The following is a 21,286-nucleotide window of genomic DNA, read 5'->3' as shown; positions in this document are numbered from 1 at the left end:
GGCTCGGGCTTCGGCCAACTCGCCCTGAATGTAACCATCCAGACGCTTTGGGGGGTGGTGAAATCTCCGCGGCGCCGCCCATACGCCCTTGACATCGGGGTGTTCGATTGCCGACACATCGTGCCGTCTCCGGTGGATTGTGTTGCTGAGGACCGCCGACACGCCATAGAGTCGCCAACCGTCGGCATGGTGTCACGCTGACCTATCGAGAAATTTCCTGGTCACCAAGGAGGTAGGACGACTTGTGAATGAGTCGACATTTTCTCCCGGGGGTGGTCAACCAGGACCGGCTGCGCGGGGCCAGGGCCCCTCGGGGCTGGAGGCTGTCGGCTCCGTCGCTGTCCGTACCTTCGCAACCCAGCAGAGCGTGACGAGCATGACGACAGCCCACCAGAGCCACAGCATGGACGGCCATCACGTGAACGCCATGGCCGGCGACCAGGGGGGCAACGAACCCGCCCGCTTCGCCGACTACGACGACCTGCCCGACGGGCACTTCTACGACCCGGACGCCGAGTACGAGCCCGACCCGGAGTACGCGGCGACCCTCGCCCCCGACGCGGCCCGCCAGCGACGCGAGCGCATCGGCCCCACCGGCCGGCCGCTGCCGTACTTCCCGATCCCGGGGCCGCTGACCGACCACGGCCCCGCGAAGATCATCGCGATGTGCAACCAAAAGGGCGGCGTCGGCAAGACCACCTCCACGATCAACCTGGGCGCGGCCCTCGCCGAATACGGGCGCCGGGTCCTGCTCGTGGACTTCGACCCGCAGGGCGCGCTCTCGGTCGGCCTCGGGGTCAACCCCATGGAGCTGGACCTCACCGTCTACAACCTGCTCATGGAGCGGGGCATGTCGGCCGACGAGGTGCTGCTGAAAACGGCCGTGCCCAACATGGACCTGCTGCCCAGCAATATCGACTTGTCGGCCGCCGAGGTGCAGCTCGTCAGCGAGGTGGCCCGCGAGTCCACGCTGCAGCGGGCGCTCAAGCCGCTGATGGCGGACTACGACTACATCGTCATCGACTGCCAGCCCTCGCTCGGCCTGCTCACCGTCAACGCGCTCACCGCGGCGCACAAGGTGATCGTGCCGCTGGAGTGCGAGTTCTTCGCGCTGCGCGGTGTGGCGTTGCTCACGGAGACCATCGAGAAGGTCCAGGAGCGGCTCAACCCCGACCTGGAGCTCGACGGCATCCTCGCCACCATGTACGACTCGCGCACCGTGCACAGCCGTGAGGTCCTCGCCCGCGTGGTCGAGGCGTTCGACAATCACGTCTACCACACGGTCATCGGCCGTACGGTCCGCTTCCCGGAGACCACGGTCGCCGGTGAGCCGATCACCACGTACGCGTCCAACTCCGTCGGTGCCGCCGCCTATCGCCAGCTCGCCAGGGAGGTGCTCGCCCGGTGTCACGCCGAGTGAGTCTGCCGGGAGCCGACGAACTGTTCCGTACCACGGGAGGGATGGGGCTGCAGTCCTCCTCGCCCGCGTCCGGCCGCCGCCAGGCGAACGGCGAGGCCCCACGGGTGCCCGCCCCCGCCTCCGAGTCCGACCCGGGCGGCGAGGCGGCGCCGGGCGGTGCACCGGCCGACGGGGGCGAGCGGTCCGGCGCCGCGGAACACACGGGACGCGAGAGCACGCCCCAGGACGCGGCCGGTGGACGCCCCGCCGCGGCGGCGGCCGCGAACGGCACCGGGGCCGGGGAGCGGTCCGCCAAGGGCCGCCAGGCGTCCGAGGGCACGTCCCCGCCCGCGCAGGGCGGCCCCGCCCGCCGCCGCGCCCGCGCGGCCAACCGGCGGCCCAGCGGGCGCGAGCGCCACGACGAGAAGATCACGGTCTACGTCTCCGCCGAGGAGCTGATGGACCTCGAACACGCGCGACTGGTGCTGCGGGGCGAACACGGACTCGCGGTCGACCGCGGCCGGATCGTCCGCGAGGCGGTCGCGGTCGTCCTCGCCGACCTCGAGTCGCGCGGCGACGCGAGCATTCTGGTGCGCCGCCTGCGCGGCCGCTGACCGGGCCGGGCGATAGCCTGCCCCGATCGCGGGCTGACCGCCCGGCCTCGATGAGCACCCTGGACCGCGATGCCGACCAACGACCCGTCGCCCCGCCGCCGCCCCCTGGGCCGAGGCCCCGGGGCGCCCCCGCCCGCCGGGCTCGCGGCACCCGAGGCGCACCCGACGCCCGGCAGCGCCGCCGAGGCGCCGCCCGGGCACGCGGTCGCGCCGGAGGAGCCCGGCGGGGAGTCCGAGCCCGCGCACGAGCGCGCCGGGGGCGAGGACGCGGCGGACGAGGGCGCCGCCCGGGGCCACGGGGCGCCGCCCGACGCCGCCACGGACCCTTCCGGCGACGGCGACGGCGGCACCGGCACGGACGGCGAGCATGCCGGCGACGGCGAGGGCACCGAGGACGGCAACGGCACGTTCACCGTGCGGCTCGACAACTTCGAGGGCCCCTTCGACCTGCTCCTCCAGCTGATCTCCAAGCACAAGCTGGACGTCACCGAGGTCGCCCTCTCCAAGGTCACCGACGAGTTCATGGCGCACATCCGGGCCATGGGGCCGGACTGGGACCTCGACCAGACCACCGAGTTCCTGGTGGTCGCGGCGACCCTGCTCGACCTGAAGGCGGCCCGGCTGCTGCCCGCCGCCGAGGTGGAGGACGAGGCGGACCTGGCGCTGCTGGAGGCCCGGGACCTGCTGTTCGCGCGGCTGCTCCAGTACCGCGCGTACAAGCAGGTCGCGGACATCTTCCACGACCGGCTGGTCCAGGAGGCCCGCCGCTACCCCCGCACCGTCGGCCTGGAGCCGCACCACGCCGACCTGCTGCCCGATGTCGTCATCCGGGTCGGCCCGGAGGGGTTCGCCAAGCTGGCCGTCAAGGCGATGCAGGCCAAGCCCAAGCCGCAGGTGTACGTCGACCACATCCACGCCCCGCTGGTGAGCGTGCGGGAACAGGCGGAGGTGGTGGTGGGGCGGCTGCGGGAGCTGGGGGAGGCCAGTTTCGCCGCGCTCACCGAGGACGCGCCGGACACGCTCACCGTCGTGGCCCGCTTCCTGGCCCTGCTGGAGCTGTACCGGGAGCGCGCGGTCCGGCTGGAGCAGCCGGAGGCGCTGGGGGCGCTCATGGTGTGCTGGACGGGCGCGGAGGACGGACAGCGGCCGCTGGTCACCGACGAGTTCGACGAACCGCAGAAGCACCAGGCACAGGAGGTACGGACATGAGCGAACCGGCCACCTCGACCGAGGCGGAGCCCTCCGAGGTCGCGGCGCTGGACCTCAGGCCCGCGCTGGAGGCCGTCCTCATGGTCGTCGACGAACCCGCCACCGAGGAACACCTCGCCAAGGTGCTGGACCGCCCGCGCCGCGCGATCGCGGAGGCGCTGCGGGAGCTGGCGGACGAGTACACGGCGCAGGGCCGCGGATTCGAGCTGCGGCTGGTCGCGGGCGGCTGGCGGTACTACACCCGGCCCGCGTACGCCGCGGCGGTCGAGGGCTTCGTTCTGGACGGCCAGCACGCCCGGCTCACCCAGGCCGCTTTGGAAACCCTCGCGGTGGTCGCGTACCGTCAGCCGGTCAGCCGTTCCCGCGTCTCCGCCGTCCGTGGCGTGAACTGCGATGGCGTGATGCGCACCCTCCTGCAGCGCGGACTGGTGGAGGAGGCGGGCACGGAACCCGAATCAGGTGCGATCCTGTACAGGACGACGAACTACTTCCTGGAGCGGATGGGCCTGCGCGGCCTGGAGGAGCTTCCCGAGCTGGCACCGTTCCTCCCCGAGGTGGACGCGGTCGAGGGCGAGTCCCAGGAGGGCGTGCCGTCGTTCGACCCGGACGCACCGGACACAGACGCAGACGTACACGACAGCAGCCACTCTCAGACGGAAACTTGATGCGAAGCAGCGGCAGGAACAGCAGGGGCAGCGGTAGCGGCGGCAGCAGCGGCAGCGGCAGCAGCGGCGGCAGGAACTACCGGGGGGCCGGGAACGGGCGCGACGACAAGCAGAAGCGCACCGGTCGCCCCCGCCCCGAGGAGCGCCGTTACGACGCGGGCGCCCCGAAGCAGAGCGGCGGCGGCCCCCGGGGCGGCGCGGCCAAGAGCGGCGCCCCCAAGGGCGTCGGCGGCCGCGGCCGGAAGCCCAACGCCCCGGCCCGCCCGCGCGAGTACGAGGCGCAGATAGAGGAGCGGAACCGGGCCCGCCACAACAAGCCGCAGACCAAGCTGCCCAAGACCTTCGGCGAGCAGGACGGCGAGCGGCTGCAGAAGGTCCTGGCCCGCGCGGGCATGGGCTCGCGCCGGTCCTGCGAGGACCTGATCGAACAGGCCCGGGTCGAGGTCAACGGCAAGATCGTCACCGAGCAGGGGCTGCGCGTCGACCCCGAGAAGGACGAGATCAAGGTCGACGGCCTGACCGTGGCCACCCAGTCGTACCTGTTCTTCGCGCTGAACAAGCCCGCCGGGGTCGTCTCCACCATGGAGGACCCGGACGGCCGCCAGTGCCTGGGCGACTACGTCACCAACCGCGAGACCCGGCTGTTCCACGTCGGCCGCCTCGACACCGAGACCGAGGGCATCATCCTGCTCACCAACCACGGCGAGCTGGCCCACCGCCTCACCCACCCGCGCTACGGCGTCAAGAAGACCTACCTCGCCGCCATCCAGGGCCCGCTGCCGCGCGACCTCGGCAAGCAGCTCAAGAACGGCATCGAGCTGGAGGACGGCTACGCCCGCGCGGACCACTTCAAGGTGGTCCAGAACACCGGCAAGAACTACCTCGTCGAGGTCAGCCTCCACGAGGGCCGCAAGCACATCGTGCGCCGCATGCTCTCCGAGGCCGGTTTCCCGGTCGAGAAGCTGGTCCGCACCGCCTTCGGCCCGATCGCCCTGGGCGACCAGAAGTCCGGCTGGCTCCGCCGCCTCACCAACACCGAGGTCGGCATGCTGATGCGCGAGGTCGACCTCTGAGGCACCCGCGGGACGCCCGAGCGGGCGGCGGTACCGGCTGGTTAGGCTGATCGGGGACACTGGGGACGCGTACGGCGCGCGGGGACGCGGCGGGCGCGGCACGGGCACAGCACGGGCAGGGAGCACAGACGTGGCGGTACGAGCGGTCCGCGGGGCGGTTCAGCTGGAGCGGGACGAGGCGGGGCACATGCGGGAGCAGGTCTCCGAGCTGCTGACCGCGATCCTGGAGCGCAACAGCCTGGCGCCGGACGACCTGATCAGCATGTGGTTCACCGCCACGCCCGATCTGCACAGCGACTTCCCCGCGGTGGCCGCGCGCAAGCTGGGGATCACCGACGTGCCGCTGATCTGCGCGCAGGAGCTGGACATCACCGGGGCCATGCCGCGGGTCGTCCGGATACTCGCGCATGTCGAGACCGACCTCGCCAAGACCGACGTCGCCCATGTGTACCTCGGCGCCGCGGCGGCCCTCCGCAAGGACATCGCCCAGTGAGAACAGCCCTCGTCATCGGTACCGGACTGATCGGTACCTCCGCCGCGCTGACCCTCGCGGGCCGTGGCGTCCACGTCCACCTCGCCGACCACGACGCGGACGCGGTCCGCACCGCCGAGGCGCTCGGGGCCGGGACGCAAAGTGAGCCGGACGGGCCCGTGGACCTGGCGATCGTCGCCGTACCGCCCGCGTACGTGGCCCGGACCGTGGCCGACGTGCTGCGCCGGGGCGTGGCGCGAGCCTGTCTGGACGTGGCCAGCGTCAAGGGCGGGCCGCGGCGTGAGCTGGAGGAGCTGGGCTGCGACCTGACCCGGTACATCGGCACGCATCCGATGGCCGGGCGGGAGCGCTCCGGGCCGCTGGCCGCGACCGCGGACCTGTTCGAGGGGCGGCCATGGGTGCTCACACCCGGCACCGACACCGACACCGAAGTGCTCAATCTCGCACTGGAACTGGTCGCGCTGTGCCGCGCCGTGCCCGTGGTGATGGACGCCGAAGCGCATGACCGGGCCGTGGCGCTCGTCTCGCACACCCCGCACCTGCTCTCCAGCATGGTCGCGGCGCGGCTGCGGGACGCCGACGAGACCGCGGTGCGCCTGTGCGGCCAGGGCATCCGCGATGTGACCCGGATCGCGGCCTCCGACCCCGCGATGTGGATCGACATCCTGTCGGCCAACCCCGGCCCGGTCGCCGATGTGCTCGCCGCGGTCGCCACCGACCTGGACGAGACGGTACGGGCGCTGCGCGCGCTGCAGTCGGCCGACGAGGCCAAGCGCGGCGGGGGAGCGGCCGGCATCGAGGACGTGCTGCGCCGCGGCAACGCCGGGCGCGAGCGGGTGCCGGGCAAGCACGGCGCCGCCTCGGCCGTCTACGAGTCCGTGACCGTTCTCATCGGCGACCAGCCGGGCGAGCTGGCCCGGATCTTCGCCGACGCGGGGCGGGCGGGCGTCAACATCGAGGACGTACGGATCGAGCACGCCACCGGCCAGCAGGCGGGCCTGATCCAGCTGATGGTGGAGCCCTCCGCCGCCCCCGGTCTGACCACGGCCCTCCGCGAGCGGGGCTGGTCCATCCGGCAGTGACGTCCGGCCGTGACCGGGCGCCCCGGATGAGCCAGTAACCTTGTCCGGGGCTCAAAAAAGCTCCGTTCAACCCAGCCCCGTGCATACGAAAGGTGTCTGTCACCGTGGAAACCGCCGCCCGGACCGCCCCGGCAGCAGTGATTGTCGCGATCGACGGCCCCGCAGGCACGGGCAAGTCCAGTACCTCCAAGGCCGTCGCGGCCAAGCTCGGCCTCGGCTACCTGGACACCGGCGCCCAGTACCGGGCGATCACCTGGTGGATGGTGAACAACGGCATCGACGTCGAGGACGCCGTCGCCGTGGCCGACGCCGCCCGCAAGCCGGTCATCGTCTCCGGCACCGACCCGGCCGCCCCGACCATCACCGTCGACGGCACCGACGTCTCGGTGCCGATCCGCACCCAGGAGGTCACCTCCCGGGTCAGCGCGGTCAGCGCGGTGCCCGAGGTGCGCCAGGTGATCACCGAGCTGCAGCGGACGATCGCCACCGAGGCGCCGCGCGGCATGGTCGTCGAGGGCCGGGACATCGGCACCACCGTCCTCCCGGACGCCGACCTCAAGATCTTCCTCACCGCCTCCGCCGAGGCGCGGGCCGCCCGCCGCAGCGGTGAGCTGAAGGGCAAGGACGCCTCCGACCTGGCCGCCACCCAGGCGGCGCTCGCCAAGCGGGACGCCGCCGACTCGGGCCGCAAGGCGTCGCCGCTGGCGAAGGCCGACGACGCGGTCGAGGTGGACACCACCGACCTCACCCTCGACCAGGTCATCGAATGCGTGGTCACGCTGGTCGAGGAGAAGCGGGCCGCCGCATGACCGCCACCGCCGACCCGGCGCTGCCGAGCGCGGCCGGCGCCGCGGTGGGACGCCGGATCGGCATCGGCCTGATGTACGGGCTGTGGCGGCCGCGGGTGCTGGGCGCGTGGCGGATCCCCTCCGCCGGGCCCGTCATCCTGGCCGGGAACCACTCCCACAACGTCGACGGCCCGATGCTGATCGGGACCGCGCCCCGGCCGCTGCACTTCCTGGTCAAGAAGGAGGCGTTCGTCGGTCCGCTGGACCCGTTCCTGCGCTCCATCGGCCAGCTGAAGGTGGACCGTACGACCGCCGACCGCACCGCCATCACCCATGCGCTGGGTGTGCTGGAGCGCGGCGGGATGCTGGGGATCTTCCCCGAGGGCACCCGCGGCGAGGGCGACTTCGCGTCGCTGCGCTCGGGGCTCGCGTACTTCGCGGTGCGCTCCGGCGCCCCGATCGTGCCGGTGGCCGTGCTCGGCACCGGCGAGCAGCGCCGCGCCGACGGTCGGGCCCGGGCCCTGCCGAGGCTGCGCAGCCGGATCGACGTGGTCTACGGCGAGCCGTTCCAGGCGGGGGACGGCAGCGGCCGGCGGACCCGGGCGGCGCTGGACGAGGCGACCGTGCTCATCCAGAAGCGTCTGGGCGAGCACCTGGGGAGCGCCCGGCGGCTCACAGGCCGCCACAACGAGACATAGACCCGCGTGCCCACCAGGGCGCGCGGCACTGAGGGACGACGAGGACATCACTTCATGAACGACCAGATCCACAGCGGCGGCGACGAGCACGGAGAGCTGGGCGACGCCGAGTACGCGGAGTTCATGGAGCTCGCCGCGCAGGAGGGCTTCGACCTGGAGCAGGTCGAGGGCGACCTCGCCGCCGCCGGGCACGGCCCGCTGCCGGTGCTCGCCGTCGTCGGCCGCCCGAATGTCGGCAAGTCGACCCTGGTGAACCGGATCATCGGCCGCCGCGAGGCGGTCGTCGAGGACAAGCCGGGCGTCACCCGCGACCGGGTCACCTACGAGGCCGAATGGTCGGGCCGCCGTTTCAAGGTGGTCGACACCGGCGGCTGGGAACAGGACGTGCTCGGCATCGACGCGTCCGTGGCCGCCCAGGCGGAGTTCGCCATCGAGGCCGCCGACGCGGTCGTCTTCGTGGTGGACGCCACGGTCGGCTCGACCGACACCGACGAGGCCGTGGTCAAGCTGCTGCGCCGGGCCGGCAAGCCGGTCGTGCTGTGCGCCAACAAGGTCGACGGCCCGAGCGGCGAGGCGGACGCGGCGATGCTGTGGTCGCTCGGCCTCGGCGAGCCCCACCCGGTCTCCGCCCTGCACGGCCGCGGCACCGGCGACATGCTCGACGCGGTGCTGGAGGCGCTGCCCGAGGCCCCGGCCCAGACCTTCGGGGCCACGGTCGGCGGCCCGCGCCGCATCGCGCTCATCGGCCGCCCGAACGTCGGCAAGTCCTCGCTGCTCAACAAGGTGGCGGGCGAGGAGCGCGTGGTCGTCAACGAGGTCGCGGGGACCACCCGCGACCCGGTCGACGAGCTGATCGAACTCGGCGGGATCACCTGGAAGTTCGTGGACACCGCCGGTATCCGCCGCCGGGTCCACCTCCAGGAGGGCGCCGACTACTACGCCTCGCTGCGCACCGCGGCCGCCGTGGAGAAGGCCGAGGTCGCGGTCGTCCTCATCGACACCAGCGAGCCCATCAGCGTCCAGGACCAGCGGATCATCACGATGGCCGTGGAGGCCGGGCGCGCCCTGGTCATCGCGTACAACAAGTGGGACACCCTCGACGAGGAGCGCCGCTACTACCTGGAGCGCGAGATCGAGACCGAGCTGGGGCAGGTCCAGTGGGCGCCCCGGGTCAATGTCTCGGCCCGCACCGGCCGCCACATGGAGAAGCTCGTCCCGGCGATCGAGACGGCGCTGGCGGGCTGGGAGACCCGGGTGCCGACCGGGCGGCTGAACTCGTTCCTCGGAGAGATCGTCGCCTCCCACCCGCACCCGATCCGCGGCGGCAAGCAGCCCCGCATCCTGTTCGGCACCCAGGCCGGCACCCGGCCGCCGCGCTTCGTCCTCTTCGCCTCGGGCTTCCTGGAGGCGGGCTACCGGCGCTTCGTCGAGCGGCGGCTGCGCGAGGAGTTCGGCTTCGAGGGCACCCCGATCCAGATCTCGGTGCGGGTGCGCGAGAAGCGCGGCCGCAAGAGGTAGCGGGAGCGGCCGCGGGGGCGCCACCGGGAAAGAGGTGGCGCCACCGGTGCCGCCACGGCTCCGGGGCGCTCAGTACCGCCCGTCGCGCCGGCCGGGCGGCAGGGCGGGCAGGTACGTGTGGTAGTACAGCCCGCCGGTGTCCCAGGCCCCGCCGTGGCCGCCGCTGGTCAGGCCGCGGGGCTGGCCGATGGCGTTGAACGCGACGAACCCCAGATCCTCCTCGTCCGACCGGTCGCCGGGCAGCGCCCGGAACAGCCGCCGGTACTCCGCGTACAGCGCGTCGTAGATCGGCGTCGCGGAGTGCCGCCACGGGTCGGGCGACGCCTCCAGCGCCGGGCGCATGGCCGGGATGTGGGCGTACGAGGGGGAGCGGTAGGGGAGGTCGTATCCGTGCACGTATGTGCCAACGACCAGGCCGCCCTTCGGATGCGGCATCGGCGGCGAATGGGCCGCTTGGGTCAGGCAGCGGCAGCCCGGAACGGGGTGGGTCATCCGGATCAGGTGCCCGCGAGCGGCATCGAGGCGCCGACCAGCGCGCCGCGCGCCGCGGCCCGGTCCAGGGCGGCCCGCAGCTGGTCCTCCCGCGGCTGGGTGCCGATCGTGCCCGCCGCCGCCGCGTAGACCAGGACCTGCTGGGAGCGGCCCACCGCGCTGCGCCAGCCCTCACTGAGCGGCATCGGGCTGTGCGCCTGCCACCAGGCCACCGGGGAGCCGCCGTTCGCCGCCGGCATCAGCACCGCGTGCAGCTGCCCCATGGCGAGCAGCACCGACCAGCCGGGAATGGCCACCGGCGGCCGGGCGAGGTCGACCACCGGCAGGAAGCCCTGCTCGGTGAGGAGCGGCAGGAAGTCGTCGCCGTGCCCGGTCGCACCGGGCCGGGTGATCGGCCCGGTCGGCTCGACGACCAGCGCCGGGCGCTGCTCCCCGCCCACCAGCACCACCCCGCTGGTGACGCCGAGCACCGCCTGCTGGGGCGGCGGCGGGGCGGAGTGCGGGTAGGCCGCGGGCTGCGCGGGGGGCGGCCCGGCCGCGTACGGCGAGGACTCCTCGGCGGTGATGGACCGTACCGCGCCGGCCAGCTGCTCCTCGGAGACCGGGACGACCTGGGAGGGGACGCAGGTGGCGTGCGCGAACGCGAGCACGGCGGTCTCCTGCCCCACGAACAGCACCGTGCTGGTGCGCTCCTGATCGGAGTTGCCGGGGGTGCGGCAGGACGTGCAGTCGTAGGCGCCCGGGGCGTTGTCGCCGGCGAGCAGCCGGTCGGCTTCTTCGTCGCCGATCTCGGCGCGTACGTCATCGCTGACGTCGAGCATGCGCGGCACGGGTGGCTCCTCGGTCTCGGTCCATGGCCGGGCGGTCCCCGGCTCATACGTAGACAACGGCCATCCACGGCGGGGGTCACGCGGCCACCGCCCGCCACACCTGTGATGCGGGAGTTCCCGTGGAAGTTCCCTGAATTGGCTACCGATTTCCTATCTGTTGGGGAACAAGACGGTGATGGGGCCCAACCCCGCGGCCCCATTCGTTGTCTTACGTCGTGGTAGGCGGACGAGACACCCCGTCCGCGGGGAAACGGTGGGATACGGGACGGATGCACATCTCATTCCTGATTCACAACGCGTACGGGATCGGCGGGACGATCCGGACCACGTACAACCTCGCCCGCACGCTGGGGGAGCAGCACGACGTGGAGATCGTCTCGGTGTTCCGCCACCGGGACCGGCCGATCTTCGACCCAGGCCCGAACGTGCGGCTCGCGCATCTCGTCGACATCCGTAAGAACAGCCCGGGTTACGAGGGCGACGACCCCGCGTACACGCGGCCCGCGAAAAACTTCCCGGCCACCGAGGGCCGGTACCAGCAGTACAGCGAGCTGACCGACCGCCGCATCGGCGAGCATCTGCGGCGGCTCCGGGCCGATGTGGTGGTCGGCACCCGCCCGGGCCTCAATGTGCACATCGCCCGGGAGGCGCGCCGCGGCCCGGTCCGGGTCGGCCAGGAGCACCTGACGCTCAGCACCCACTCCCCGGGGCTGACGCGGACCCTGCGCGGCTTCTACCCGCGGCTGGACGCGGTGACGACCGTCACCGAGGCGGACGCCAAGGACTACCGGGGACAGATGCGGCTGCCGGGCGTACGGATCGAAGCCGTGCCCAACAGCGTCCCCGCGCCCGGTCTGGAACCGGCCGACGGCACCGGCAAATGGGTCGTCGCGGCCGGCCGGCTCGCCCCGGTGAAGCGGTACGACCTGCTGATACGGGCGTTCGCCAAGGTCAGCGAGGCGCGCCCGGACTGGCGGCTGCGGATCTACGGCGGCGGCGAGCAGCGCGCCAAGCTGCGCGCCCTCATCGACAAGCTCGGCCTCTACAACCACGTCTTCCTCATGGGCCCCGCCAACCCCCTGGACCCCGAGTGGGCCAAGGGTTCGATAGCGGCCGTCACCTCCAGCCTGGAGTCGTTCGGCATGACCATCGTGGAGGCGATGCGCTGCGGCCTGCCGGTGGTCGCCACCGACTGCCCGCACGGCCCGGCCGAGATCATCGACAACGGCGTGGACGGCCGCCTCGTGCCCTCCGGCGACACCAACGCGATCGCCGGGGCGCTGCTGGACCTCATCAACAACGACGAGCTGCGGCAGCAGATGGGCCAGGCGGCGCTGAAGGACTCCGCCCGCTTCGACCCGTCCCGGGTGGCGGGCCGCTACGAGACACTGTTCACCGATCTGAGGGCGCGCGGCGGCCTGCGCGGCTCGCTGCACCGGGCCCGCGGCTCGCTGGTCGGCGGGGCGCTGGCGACGACCGAGGCGATGCGAAGGGTGCGCGCGGCATGAGGGGAACCGGGAGCGTGACAGCGAGATCGGCCGAGCCCACCCAGCCCATCGAGGGGGACAGCATGAGGGAAGCCACCGAGGTCGCCGCGACGCGCGCCGACTGCGTCGCGGACTCCGCCGGTGGACTCACCTTCCACATCGCGGACTGGGTCCGCCCGGAGCCGGGGAGCTACGACGACTGGAACGGCGCGCTGGTGCTGATGCGGCGCGGCGCCGGCCCCGCCGAGGACGGCGAGGTCCGGCTGCCGCTCGGCCCCACCGCCGACGGGCGGCTGCAGGCCGCGCTGCCCGGCACGGTCGCCCTGCCCGAGGGCCGCTGGGACGTGTTCGTGGCGTACGGGGACCAGGAGCCGCGGCGGCTCGCCCCCGGGCTGCACGATCTGCGCTCGCTGGTCGACCGAAGGCCCGGCCCCAGCACCTCGCCGCTGTCCGTCCGCATCCCCTACGCCACCAAGCACGGCAACCTCAGCTTGCGCACCTGGCGCCGGGTGCCGCACGCCGAGGCCGGGGAGATCCGGCTCGACGACGGTGCGATGACGACCGGCGGGCGGCTGTACCGGGTGGAGTCGCCGGCCGACTGGCTGGACGGCGCGGCGGTGGAGGCCCGCAGCCGCCGGGACCCGGACCTGGTGCGCACCGCGCCGGTGACGGCGGACGGCGCCGGTTTCTCCTTCACCCTCTCCTACGCGCGGCTCGCGGAGAGCTGGGGCGGCGGCACGGACCTGTGGGACCTGTGGCTGCGCCCGGCGGACGACACGGCGGCCCCGGTCCGGCTCGCCCGGATACTGGACGACGTCGCGGACAAGAAGGAGATCTTCACCTACCCGGCGCGGACGGTCGACGCCCCGCACGGCACCGCCACGGTCCGTCCGTACTACACCGTCGACAACGATCTGTCGGTGAAGGTCGCCGACCCGGACTGAGCGACCCTTGAGGTGCCCCTTGAGGACAGCACCTGTCCTCAAGGGCTGGCAGACTCGGCCCCATGTTGGAGACCTCGGCCCGGCTGCTCCGTCTGCTCTCCCTGCTGCAGGCCCACCGCGAATGGTCCGGCGCGGACCTCGCCGACCGGCTCGCCGTCACCCCGCGCACGGTGCGCCGCGACATCGACCGGCTGCGCGAGCTGGGCTACCCCGTGCACTCCACCCCCGGCACGGCGGGCGGCTACCGGCTCGGCGCGGGCGCCCGGCTGCCGCCGCTGCTGCTGGACGACGAGGAGGCGGTGGCGGTCGCGGTCGGGCTGCGCCAGGCCGCGGGCGGCGTCGAGGGCATCGAGGAGACGTCGGTGCGCGCCCTCGCCAAACTGGAACAGGTGCTGCCGGACCGGCTGCGCCGCCGGGTGAGCGCGCTGAGTTCGTTCACCGTGCCGATGCCCGGCGCGGCCCGGGGACCCGGCGTGGACCCGGCCGTCCTGACCGAGCTGGCGGGCGCCTGCCGGGACGCCCAGCGGCTGCGCTTCGAATACCGCGACCACGGCGGTGCGGTCACTCGCCGCACCGTCGAACCGCACCGCCTCGTCGCCGCGCAGCGCCGGTGGTACCTGGTCGCCTGGGACGTGGACCGGGACGACTGGCGTACGTACCGGGCCGACCGCATCACCCCCACCCCGCCGCACGGCCCCCGCTTCACCCCGCGCCGCCCGCCCGCGGACGACCTCGCGGAGTACGTCTCCCGGGGCGTGTCCCACGCCGTCTACCGGGAGCGGGCCACGGTCCTGCTGCGGGTGCCCGCCGAGCGGGCGGCGGAGCGCATCTCGCCCCTGGTGGGGGTGGTGGAGCCGGTCGACGAGCACAGCTGTCTGCTGCACACCGGTGCCCACGCCCTCGACGTGCTGGTGGTCCACATCGCGCTGACCGGCTTCGACTTCGAGGTGCGCGAACCGGCCGAACTCACCCAGCACATCCGCGCGATCAGGGACCGGCTGGACCGTTCCCTGGGCCCCGACCGGGCCCCGGGCCGACCGCGCCCCGGCCCTTGAGGATCCGGGCCGGGGCGCTCGTCCAGCATGGGTGCCCTCGGGGCTCCCCGGGGCAGTTTGTGGAGGGGCGCGAGGCCATGTCCCCGGGTGTCACGCGCTCAGGGCGCCGTCACTCTCTCGGGGGCAGCAGCGGGCCGAGCGGCCCGAGGTCGAGGTTGAGGTCGGACTCCTTGATGCCGTAGCGGTCGCACAGCGTCCCCATGCGGTCCTCCAGCAGCATCAGGGTCTGCCCGATCCGCTCCTCCTGGTCCTCCGTCAGGTCACCCTGGTCCACCCGGCGCAGCGCCTGCCGCTCCATCAGCTGCCGCAGCAGCTCGACGACGGTCAGGACCAGCCTCATCAGATCGCGCTCGACCGTGTCCTGGTCCAGCTCCAGCTTCCGGCTCACGGTTCCTCCCAGGGCGACGGCACGTTCTCGTTCACCGAGCTGATGAGCGCGCGCAGATCGATGCGTACGAGATCGACGTCCGCGATGCGCAGGGTCACATCGCCGGTGATGACCACGCCGCCCGCGAGCAGCCGGTCCAGCAGGTCCACCAGGGCGATCTGCCGGTGGGCGAGCGGGCTCGTCGTCATGGTTCAGCCCGCTCGTTGCCCTCGGCGGCGACGAAGGAGTACGGCGCCCACGGTCCGGTCAGCTCCAGCCGCAGCCCCGGCTCCCGCCCGGCCAGCTGCCCCACCCGCTCCGCGAACAGCTCGCTGTCCTCGCGCGGCAGGAGATACGCCGCGTTGAGCACATTGCGGTCCGGCTCGCCGGACAGCCGTACGTCCTGCGGCGGATGCAGCCGGGCGCCCTCGGCGAGCGCGGCCAGCGTCTCGTGCACCCGGCGCGCACCCTCCTCCGTACGCCCCCAGCGCTCCTCGGAGGCGCGCCGCTGCGCGCCGCGGCGGCGCAGGTAGTCGCGGCCCGAGGTGGCGGCCGAGGGCTCGGCGGACGGTTCCTCGGCGGGGGCGGGGGCCGCGTACACCTTGACGCCCCACTCCACCCGGCCCTCCAGCCGGTCCAGCGCCGTCGCGAACCGGTCCCGGCCGGTGGCGACCAGCCGCCGCAGCCCCTCCTCGCCGCGGCAGACGGTGGCCATCCGGACCGGGATGACACAGGTGTCCGTCCCGGCCGTGTCGACCACCCGCTGATGGGCGCGGGCGACGCCCTCCAGCCACGTCAGGTCCTCCAGCCGCTCGCGCAGCGGCCCCTCGTCGAAGTCGGCGGCCGGGACGGGGCCCGCCAGCACGGCGAGCCCCAGATGGCGGACGGCGCGCACCGGTTCGCCCGCGACCCCGCGCACCCGCTCCAGGGCGCTGCGCGGGATGTCGTCCTCGCGGACGACGGCGTACGCGTACTCCAGCGTTCCGGTCGCCGTAGCCGCTTCCGCGGTGTTCCTCGCGTCGGCCACATGGGTCGCGTCGGTCATCCGGCCGCCTCCTCGCTCGTGCCGTTCTCCACCGGCGGCGCCGGTGCGGGCGCCGGCGCCGGGTCGCGGCGGGCGCGCGACGACAGCGACGGGTCGTGCTCCCACCAGTCGATGCCCATCTCCCTGGCCTTGTCGACGGAGGCCACGATGAGCCGCAGCTTGATCGTCAGGAGTTCGATGTCGAGCAGATTGATGCGGATGTCGCCCGCGATGACCACGCCCTTGTCGAGCACCCGCTCCAGGATGTCGGCGAGGTTGGCCGAATCACCATGGGTGGCGAGCCCGGACGAGCCGGAGGCACCGTACGGCGCCCGCGAGCCGTACCCCGCCGCGGAGCCGTACGCGGTGGTCACAGGGTCCCGTTCGCCCACTGCTGCGCCTCCTCCATCCGGTCGAGCAGCACGTCCTCCTGCCGCTCGAACTCCGCCTCGTCGATCTCCCCGTCCTCCAGCCGCTGCTCCAGGGTCATCAGTTCGCGCTGGATCGCGGCCGGGTCGTAGTACTCGCGCTCCGCCGCGGCGAGCACCTGTCTGAGCACCCAGCCGATCAGCAGCATCAGGATTCGACGAAGCTGTAGGGCGGCAGCGGGCCGTTCACCCGCAGCTTCATCCAGGGGTGGTTCTTCTCCAGGCCGGCGACCGCTTCGAGCAGCGGCTCGGAGCCGTCCTTGGCCAGCAGCACCGACAGGCTCAGGAACCAGCCGCCGCCCTCCGGGCCGGGGCGCACCGCCTCGGCGGCGGGGGACAGCGCCTCCTCCACGGTCCGCGCGTCGCGCACCTCATGGGCCCGCACCGCGTTCGCCACCCGCTCGCCGAAGCGCATCCGCTCCTCGTAGGTGCCGCCGCCCGCGGCCCGGTTGGCCTCGGCCATCAGCCGCAGCTCCGGCTCCTCGGAGAGCACCTGGTGGAGCACCGCGTCCTCGTCGTGCACCGCCTTGACGTTGTACTCGACCCGGTCGGCCAGCCGCCGCAGCTGGTCCTCGTAGCGGTCGGCGTGCCGGCTCAGCACCGTGCGGACGTCATCGTCGCTGGCGGAGACCGAGCCGAACCGCATCGGCAGCACCGAGCGCTTGTCGCTCACCTCGGTCAGCACGTGCTGATGGGCCAGCAGGTCGCGGCGCCGGGGCTTCAGCTCCGGCGGGCAGTCGCTGACGATCGCGGCCAGTTCGCCCTCGTTGAGGGCGCGCACCGGCAGCGGCGGATCACCGATGCCGAGCAGCGTGTCGCCGAGGTCCGGGAGGGTGCCGCGGGCGATCCCGTACACATAGGTGCTCATCAGCTCTCTCTCCTCAGCTTTCGTCGGCCTTCTTCGGCGCGGACTTCTTGGCCGCCGGGCGCCGGGACCGGGTACGGGCGGGCGCTTCCTCCGGCTCGGGCTCCTCGTCGCCCCGGAGCGCCTCGGCCACCGAGTGGGCGGCCTTGGAGACGGTCTCGCCGGCCCCGGACAGCGCGCCCTTGGTCTTGCTGCGGGCACCGCTCTCGGTGGCGCCGTCGAGGATCTCGGGGATGCCGGGGGACTTGTTCGGGCCGGCCTCCAGGTCGAGGCGGTTGCACGCCTCGGCGAACCGGAGGTAGGTGTCGACGCTCGCCACCACGACCCGGATATCGATCTTGAGGATCTCGATGCCGACCAGGGAGACGCGGATGAACGCGTCGATCACCAGGCCGCGGTCGAGGATCAGTTCCAGGACGTCGTAGAGACCGCTGGTGCCGCCCCCACCCCTGCTCTGCTGTGCTGGAACAACCGTGGTCATGTCGTGTGTGTCCTCTCGTGTCCGGCCGGGCCGGCCGTTTCCCCCTGCCGGTCAGCCGCGGTCACTTCGCCCGCGCTCGTAACGGCGGATGCGCCGGTAGCCGGTGAGCTGGCCGTCCGGGTCGAGAGTCACCTCGTACAAGGCCATCAGGCTCATCGACTCCGGGACCCGGGCCAGTTCCACCACCTCGGCGTCCAGCACCCAGCCGTCGTCGGTCTGCTCCAGGCGGGGCAGCGACTCGGGGTACAGGCCCGTCAGTTCGACGAGCTGTTCCCGGGCGGATCGCAGGAGCGCCAGTGGGCTCGGGCCACTGGTCGCCGTCGTCTTCTCGCGGGTTCCATCGGATGTGTCTGTCATGTTCGCCTCGATGCGCCGGGTACCGCGGTCCCGGCGGGGTAAACCTCGGGGTTCGAATTCCCCGATTTGTGTCGGAATTGTGCGCTCCGGAAGCCGGGTGCCCGATCGGCGGTGGCATATTCCTGCGGCCGTTGAATTCCCCCGGGGCATGTCATGGGCAAGCCCCGCGCCTATACCAGAACCACGTCTTTGCCAGGGGATACCGGCGAAAACTATCCGTCATCTTCCGGGCGTCAACACGCGGCTCGTAAGAGTGACAAAGTCGATGACAAACCCGGGCGTGTTTTCTGTGACACAAGTGTGACGAATGGCGGACGCGGGGCGGATGAGGCTTGTCGGTGTGCTCCGCGGCACGCCGGAAGGTGTTCCTTTCCCACCCGTTCGGCCGCGCCTACGGTGGGTGTCATGGGACCTGTACCGAACCTTCCGGCCGAACCCGACGACGACCTCGACAGCTATGTGGGGCTCGACGCCCGGACCGCCGAGGACGTGGCGCGTGAGCGCGGCTGGACCACCGTGCGGGCGCTGCCGCCGGGCGCGATCATCACGATGGAGTACCTGCGCGGCCGCATCAATTTCGAGGTCGCCGACGACGCCGTGCGGCGCTGCTGGCGCGGCTGACCGCCCGCTCGGGCGGGCACGACGCGCACGGCGACGGCCCCGGAGCTCCCTTGGGAGCCTCCGGGGCCGTCGTCTGCGCTGGGTGCGGGCCGCGGGGGTGTGCGTACCGGCCCGCGGTGGGCCGGGCGGCTAGCCGCCGGTGGCCGGGGTGCGGCCGCGCCCGGCCGAGGGACCGAACGGGGTCGAGGAGCGCGGCACGCGGTCGGCGTGCGGCGGCCGGCGGCTGCCGACCGGGGTGACCGGGGTGCGCTCGGAGCGGACCGTGTGCTGCCGCCCCGCGTGGTGCGGGCGCGCCTCGGGCACCCGCCCGGTGGAGCCCGGCCGGCCGACCATGCTCACCGGCTCGCGGACCGGAGCCTCGTCGTCGCGCGCGGCCCGCGGCGTGCCCAGGGCCGGGCCGCCGGGTGCCGGTCGCGCGGAGGGCAGGGGCACCGGTGCCCGGCCGTCGCGCAGCCGCCGGTACAGGCTCAGCAGCAGCATCTCGGCACGGGCCATCGCCGGCTCCAGCCACGGCAGGGCCAGCAGCACCAGCACGCCGGCGGCCCAGCCCAGCACCACGTCGCTCAGCCAGTGGGTGCCCAGGTACACGGTCGTCATGCCGACGCCGAAGGCGAAGCCCGCGGCGATCAGCGAGGCGATCCTGCGGGCCAGGGGAGTGGTCGCCAGATAGGCCAGCACACCCCAGGTGACCACGGCGTTCGCCGTGTGACCCGAAGGAAATATATCGCCGGTGCGCCACATCTCATTGGAGCCGACGCTCGTCGCGTAGTGCGGGCCGAGCCGGCCGAAGCCGATCTTCACGGCGCCCACGGTCATGTTCAGCAGCAGCAGTGAGGTGCCCAGCACCAGCCCCGGGCGCAGGGTGCGCTGCTGGTAGCAGCACCACCCCAGCCACGCGGCGACCGCCACCGCGGTGGGGCCGCGCTGGCCCATCACCACGAAGTAGTCCAGGAACATGTGGAACTCCGGCCACTGCTTGTAGGGCCGGAACAGCATGACCTGCCAGTCGAACTCCACCAGCCAGGAGGTGGTGAGCACGCCGATCACGGTCGCGGCGTAGACCGCGAGGGTGGTTCCGAGCAGCCAGAAGCGTGTCCGGGTCATCCGCGGTCGCGCGGGATCGCGCCGCGCGAGATCGGTGGGTCGCTCCTCCTTGAGGAGCTTGTCTTCGGTACGCACCTAATCGACGTTACATTGCGTGACAGGTGGGTTCAGTCGATCAGGTCGCTTTGTGATGACGATGTGATGTGGGGTGTGTCTCGTCGGTCGGCTTTTGGCCGCCCCTTTCCACGGAATGCACGAGGCCCCGGCGCATTTGTGCCCTGGCCTTCCTATCAGTGATCCGAGATCTCTTTATGGAATTCTTACAGGGGTGTTTATCGGCGATTGGCCGTGGCGTTCCTCACCGTTTCCCGGGGCGTCGCCCGGGCGACAGCCGGGCTCCCGCCGCCGGGACCGGCGGCCCGCCGCCCGGCCGGACCGGGCGGCCGGATCACGGCGGCCCCGAGCCGTGCAGCCACCACGCCCCGTACGCCGCGGAGGCCAGCCCCACCGAGCCCAGGAGCAGCGCGCTGCGCGCCGGACGCAGCCGGACCAGGGCGATCGCGAGCGGGATCAGCACCGGGAAGGCGGGTATCAACAGCCGCGGCTTGGAGCCGAAATACCCCTTCGCGGCCAGCGCGAGGACCAGCACCGAGCCGCTGTACACCAGCAACGGCAGCGGCTGGCGCTGCCGTACGCACGCCACGTACAGCCACAGCAGCGCGATCACGCCGAGCAGCAGCGCGATCCCGGCGATGAACGGCGGATGCACCAACAGGCCGCCGACGAAGGCCGCGAAGGCCAGCCCGCCGTCGAACCCGTTCCCCCAGCCGTTCTGGACGTCGAAGTACCCGGTGAGGCTGTCGGTCCGCGCCGCCACCCAGACCACGTAGCCCAGCCAGCCCAGCGGCGCGAGCACCACCCCGGCCAGCACGCGCCGGTGGGTGTGGAACGCGCGCCGCCACCGCTCACCGGGCAGCAGCTCCACCGCCGCCGTGATCCACACCGCGGCCACCACCGCAGCCCCCACCGGCCGGGTGAGCCCCGCGAGCGCCGCGAGGACCCCCGCCCACACCCAGCGCCGGGTCAGCACCGCGTACACCGACCAGGCGGCCAGCGCCGTGAAGAGCGACTCCGAATACGCCATGGACTGCACGATCCCGACCGGCAGCACCCCCCACAGCACCACCAGCGCGATCCCCACCCGGCGCCCGTACACCAGATCGCCGACCGCGAAGATCCCCCACGCGGCGAACAGCGAGGTGACCGAACTCACGGCCAGCCCCGCGTCCGGCGCGCTGAGCGGCGTCACGGCCGATACGGCGTGCTCCAGCCCGGGGAACAGCGGGAAGAACGCCAGATTGGAATGGACCGATCCATCGGCCAGATGGATCGTGTAGCCGTATCCCTCCTCGGCGATGCGGGAGTACCAGAGCGAGTCCCAGCGGGCCGTGAGGAGCTGGTGTGGACTCTTGCCGGCGACCGCCCCCCAACCCGCGAGAACCACGAGGCCGAGCGCGCGCGTCCCGGCATACAGCATCAGCGCCGGGGCGGCCCGGCGCAGCGCGGCGAGCGCCACGCCGCCCGGCAGCCCGGCGCCGGGCGGCGCGGTGTCGGCTTGGGCGAGATCAGTCACGGCGACGATTATCGAGGATGATTCCGGGGCCCGCCGGGCCTGTGGACAACCGGCGGACGAACAGCCGGGGACGGCGGGAGGACGGCCGGGGGACGGCCGGAGGGCCGCCGGCGGAACGG

General features: G+C 72.9%; 26 protein-coding genes. 14 read left to right on the top strand and 12 right to left on the bottom strand.

Going from position 1 to position 21,286, the window contains the following annotated elements; translation table 11 throughout:
* Positions 1-244 precede the first annotated feature (244 nt).
* From ABZ562_RS30395 to der, 10 genes are all read left to right on the top strand, one after another.
* Complete coding sequence (locus ABZ562_RS30395; protein WP_361485645.1) at positions 245-1,420, top strand: ParA family protein; 1,176 nt, start codon at positions 245-247, stop codon at positions 1,418-1,420.
* A complete protein-coding gene (locus tag ABZ562_RS30390) occupies positions 1,405-2,013 on the top strand; it encodes a hypothetical protein (protein ID WP_361485643.1) in 609 nt (202 codons plus the stop codon). Before ABZ562_RS30395 ends, ABZ562_RS30390 begins: the two co-directional genes overlap by 16 nt.
* 69 nt (positions 2,014-2,082) lie before the next feature.
* Positions 2,083-3,222 (top strand): segregation/condensation protein A, encoded by a 1,140-nt coding sequence (locus ABZ562_RS30385; protein ID WP_361485641.1) that lies wholly within the window; start codon positions 2,083-2,085, stop codon positions 3,220-3,222.
* On the top strand, positions 3,219-3,887 hold the full coding sequence (gene scpB, locus ABZ562_RS30380; RefSeq protein ID WP_361485639.1) for an SMC-Scp complex subunit ScpB: 669 nt from the start codon (positions 3,219-3,221) through the stop codon (positions 3,885-3,887). Before ABZ562_RS30385 ends, scpB begins: the two co-directional genes overlap by 4 nt.
* On the top strand, positions 3,887-4,960 hold the full coding sequence (locus ABZ562_RS30375) for a pseudouridine synthase (RefSeq protein ID WP_361485637.1): 1,074 nt from the start codon (positions 3,887-3,889) through the stop codon (positions 4,958-4,960). Before scpB ends, ABZ562_RS30375 begins: the two co-directional genes overlap by 1 nt.
* Positions 4,961-5,090: 130 nt before the next feature.
* On the top strand, positions 5,091-5,453 hold the full coding sequence (gene aroH / locus ABZ562_RS30370; RefSeq protein ID WP_055553163.1) for a chorismate mutase: 363 nt from the start codon (positions 5,091-5,093) through the stop codon (positions 5,451-5,453).
* Positions 5,450-6,535: a prephenate dehydrogenase gene (locus ABZ562_RS30365; RefSeq protein ID WP_361485634.1), complete on the top strand. Its 1,086-nt coding sequence runs from the start codon at positions 5,450-5,452 to the stop codon at positions 6,533-6,535. Before aroH ends, ABZ562_RS30365 begins: the two co-directional genes overlap by 4 nt.
* A 104-nt stretch (positions 6,536-6,639) precedes the next feature.
* On the top strand, positions 6,640-7,344 hold the full coding sequence (gene cmk, locus ABZ562_RS30360; RefSeq protein ID WP_361485632.1) for a (d)CMP kinase: 705 nt from the start codon (positions 6,640-6,642) through the stop codon (positions 7,342-7,344).
* Positions 7,341-8,021 (top strand): lysophospholipid acyltransferase family protein, encoded by a 681-nt coding sequence (locus tag ABZ562_RS30355; RefSeq protein WP_361485630.1) that lies wholly within the window; start codon positions 7,341-7,343, stop codon positions 8,019-8,021. Before cmk ends, ABZ562_RS30355 begins: the two co-directional genes overlap by 4 nt.
* A 54-nt stretch (positions 8,022-8,075) precedes the next feature.
* Positions 8,076-9,539, top strand: a complete 1,464-nt coding sequence (gene der / locus ABZ562_RS30350) for a ribosome biogenesis GTPase Der (protein WP_361485628.1) — start codon at positions 8,076-8,078, stop codon at positions 9,537-9,539.
* A gap of 69 nt (positions 9,540-9,608) precedes the next feature.
* On the opposite strand, the gene ABZ562_RS30345 is transcribed toward der, so the two are convergent.
* Positions 9,609-9,974: a hypothetical protein gene (locus ABZ562_RS30345; protein WP_361485626.1), complete on the bottom strand. Its 366-nt coding sequence runs from the start codon at positions 9,972-9,974 to the stop codon at positions 9,609-9,611.
* 62 nt (positions 9,975-10,036) lie between these two features.
* The gene (locus ABZ562_RS30340) at positions 10,037-10,861 is read right to left on the bottom strand and encodes a hypothetical protein (protein ID WP_361485624.1); all 825 of its coding nucleotides are present in this window, start codon (positions 10,859-10,861) and stop codon (positions 10,037-10,039) included.
* A gap of 269 nt (positions 10,862-11,130) precedes the next feature.
* Between ABZ562_RS30340 and ABZ562_RS30335 the strand changes: the two genes are divergently transcribed.
* The 3 genes from ABZ562_RS30335 to ABZ562_RS30325 all read left to right on the top strand — a co-directional run bounded on the left by ABZ562_RS30335 (position 11,131) and on the right by ABZ562_RS30325 (position 14,347).
* On the top strand, positions 11,131-12,369 hold the full coding sequence (locus ABZ562_RS30335) for a glycosyltransferase family 4 protein (RefSeq protein WP_361485622.1): 1,239 nt from the start codon (positions 11,131-11,133) through the stop codon (positions 12,367-12,369).
* Positions 12,370-12,431: 62 nt separating this feature from the next.
* A complete protein-coding gene (locus ABZ562_RS30330) occupies positions 12,432-13,292 on the top strand; it encodes a hypothetical protein (RefSeq protein WP_361485679.1) in 861 nt (286 codons plus the stop codon).
* Positions 13,293-13,354: 62 nt separating this feature from the next.
* Positions 13,355-14,347, top strand: coding sequence for a YafY family protein (locus ABZ562_RS30325; protein WP_361485620.1), 993 nt, complete (start codon positions 13,355-13,357; stop codon positions 14,345-14,347).
* A 109-nt stretch (positions 14,348-14,456) separates the two neighbouring features.
* Here the strand turns inward: ABZ562_RS30325 and ABZ562_RS30320 are convergent, their stop codons facing one another.
* The 8 genes from ABZ562_RS30320 to gvpO are packed head-to-tail and all read right to left on the bottom strand — an operon-like array spanning position 14,457 to position 17,869.
* Positions 14,457-14,735, bottom strand: a complete 279-nt coding sequence (locus tag ABZ562_RS30320) for a gas vesicle protein K (RefSeq protein ID WP_361485618.1) — start codon at positions 14,733-14,735, stop codon at positions 14,457-14,459.
* Positions 14,732-14,923, bottom strand: coding sequence for a gas vesicle protein (locus ABZ562_RS30315; protein ID WP_361485616.1), 192 nt, complete (start codon positions 14,921-14,923; stop codon positions 14,732-14,734). Before ABZ562_RS30315 ends, ABZ562_RS30320 begins: the two co-directional genes overlap by 4 nt.
* The gene (locus ABZ562_RS30310) at positions 14,920-15,759 is read right to left on the bottom strand and encodes a GvpL/GvpF family gas vesicle protein (protein WP_361485614.1); all 840 of its coding nucleotides are present in this window, start codon (positions 15,757-15,759) and stop codon (positions 14,920-14,922) included. Before ABZ562_RS30310 ends, ABZ562_RS30315 begins: the two co-directional genes overlap by 4 nt.
* On the bottom strand, positions 15,756-16,130 hold the full coding sequence (locus ABZ562_RS30305; RefSeq protein ID WP_361485612.1) for a gas vesicle protein: 375 nt from the start codon (positions 16,128-16,130) through the stop codon (positions 15,756-15,758). Before ABZ562_RS30305 ends, ABZ562_RS30310 begins: the two co-directional genes overlap by 4 nt.
* The gene (locus ABZ562_RS30300; protein WP_361485610.1) at positions 16,109-16,315 is read right to left on the bottom strand and encodes a gas vesicle protein GvpG; all 207 of its coding nucleotides are present in this window, start codon (positions 16,313-16,315) and stop codon (positions 16,109-16,111) included. Before ABZ562_RS30300 ends, ABZ562_RS30305 begins: the two co-directional genes overlap by 22 nt.
* Entirely contained in the window at positions 16,315-17,034 is a 720-nt protein-coding gene (locus ABZ562_RS30295; RefSeq protein ID WP_361485608.1) for a GvpL/GvpF family gas vesicle protein, read from the bottom strand. Before ABZ562_RS30295 ends, ABZ562_RS30300 begins: the two co-directional genes overlap by 1 nt.
* A 13-nt stretch (positions 17,035-17,047) precedes the next feature.
* Complete coding sequence (locus ABZ562_RS30290) at positions 17,048-17,512, bottom strand: gas vesicle structural protein GvpA (protein WP_361485606.1); 465 nt, start codon at positions 17,510-17,512, stop codon at positions 17,048-17,050.
* A gap of 51 nt (positions 17,513-17,563) precedes the next feature.
* Complete coding sequence (gene gvpO / locus ABZ562_RS30285; RefSeq protein WP_055553194.1) at positions 17,564-17,869, bottom strand: gas vesicle protein GvpO; 306 nt, start codon at positions 17,867-17,869, stop codon at positions 17,564-17,566.
* A 405-nt stretch (positions 17,870-18,274) separates the two neighbouring features.
* Between gvpO and ABZ562_RS30280 the strand changes: the two genes are divergently transcribed.
* Complete coding sequence (locus tag ABZ562_RS30280) at positions 18,275-18,490, top strand: I78 family peptidase inhibitor (protein ID WP_361485603.1); 216 nt, start codon at positions 18,275-18,277, stop codon at positions 18,488-18,490.
* A gap of 129 nt (positions 18,491-18,619) precedes the next feature.
* On the opposite strand, the gene ABZ562_RS30275 is transcribed toward ABZ562_RS30280, so the two are convergent.
* The gene (locus tag ABZ562_RS30275; protein WP_361485601.1) at positions 18,620-19,669 is read right to left on the bottom strand and encodes a phosphatase PAP2 family protein; all 1,050 of its coding nucleotides are present in this window, start codon (positions 19,667-19,669) and stop codon (positions 18,620-18,622) included.
* 313 nt (positions 19,670-19,982) lie between these two features.
* The gene (locus ABZ562_RS30270) at positions 19,983-21,167 is read right to left on the bottom strand and encodes a hypothetical protein (protein ID WP_361485599.1); all 1,185 of its coding nucleotides are present in this window, start codon (positions 21,165-21,167) and stop codon (positions 19,983-19,985) included.
* Positions 21,168-21,286 lie beyond the last annotated feature (119 nt).

This window comes from Streptomyces sp. NPDC019937 (assembly GCF_040631655.1).
Taxonomy (GTDB): Bacteria; Actinomycetota; Actinomycetes; order Streptomycetales; family Streptomycetaceae; genus Streptomyces.
Note: the sequence above shows the minus strand (reverse complement) of the source record. Positions and strands in the feature narration are given on the sequence as shown.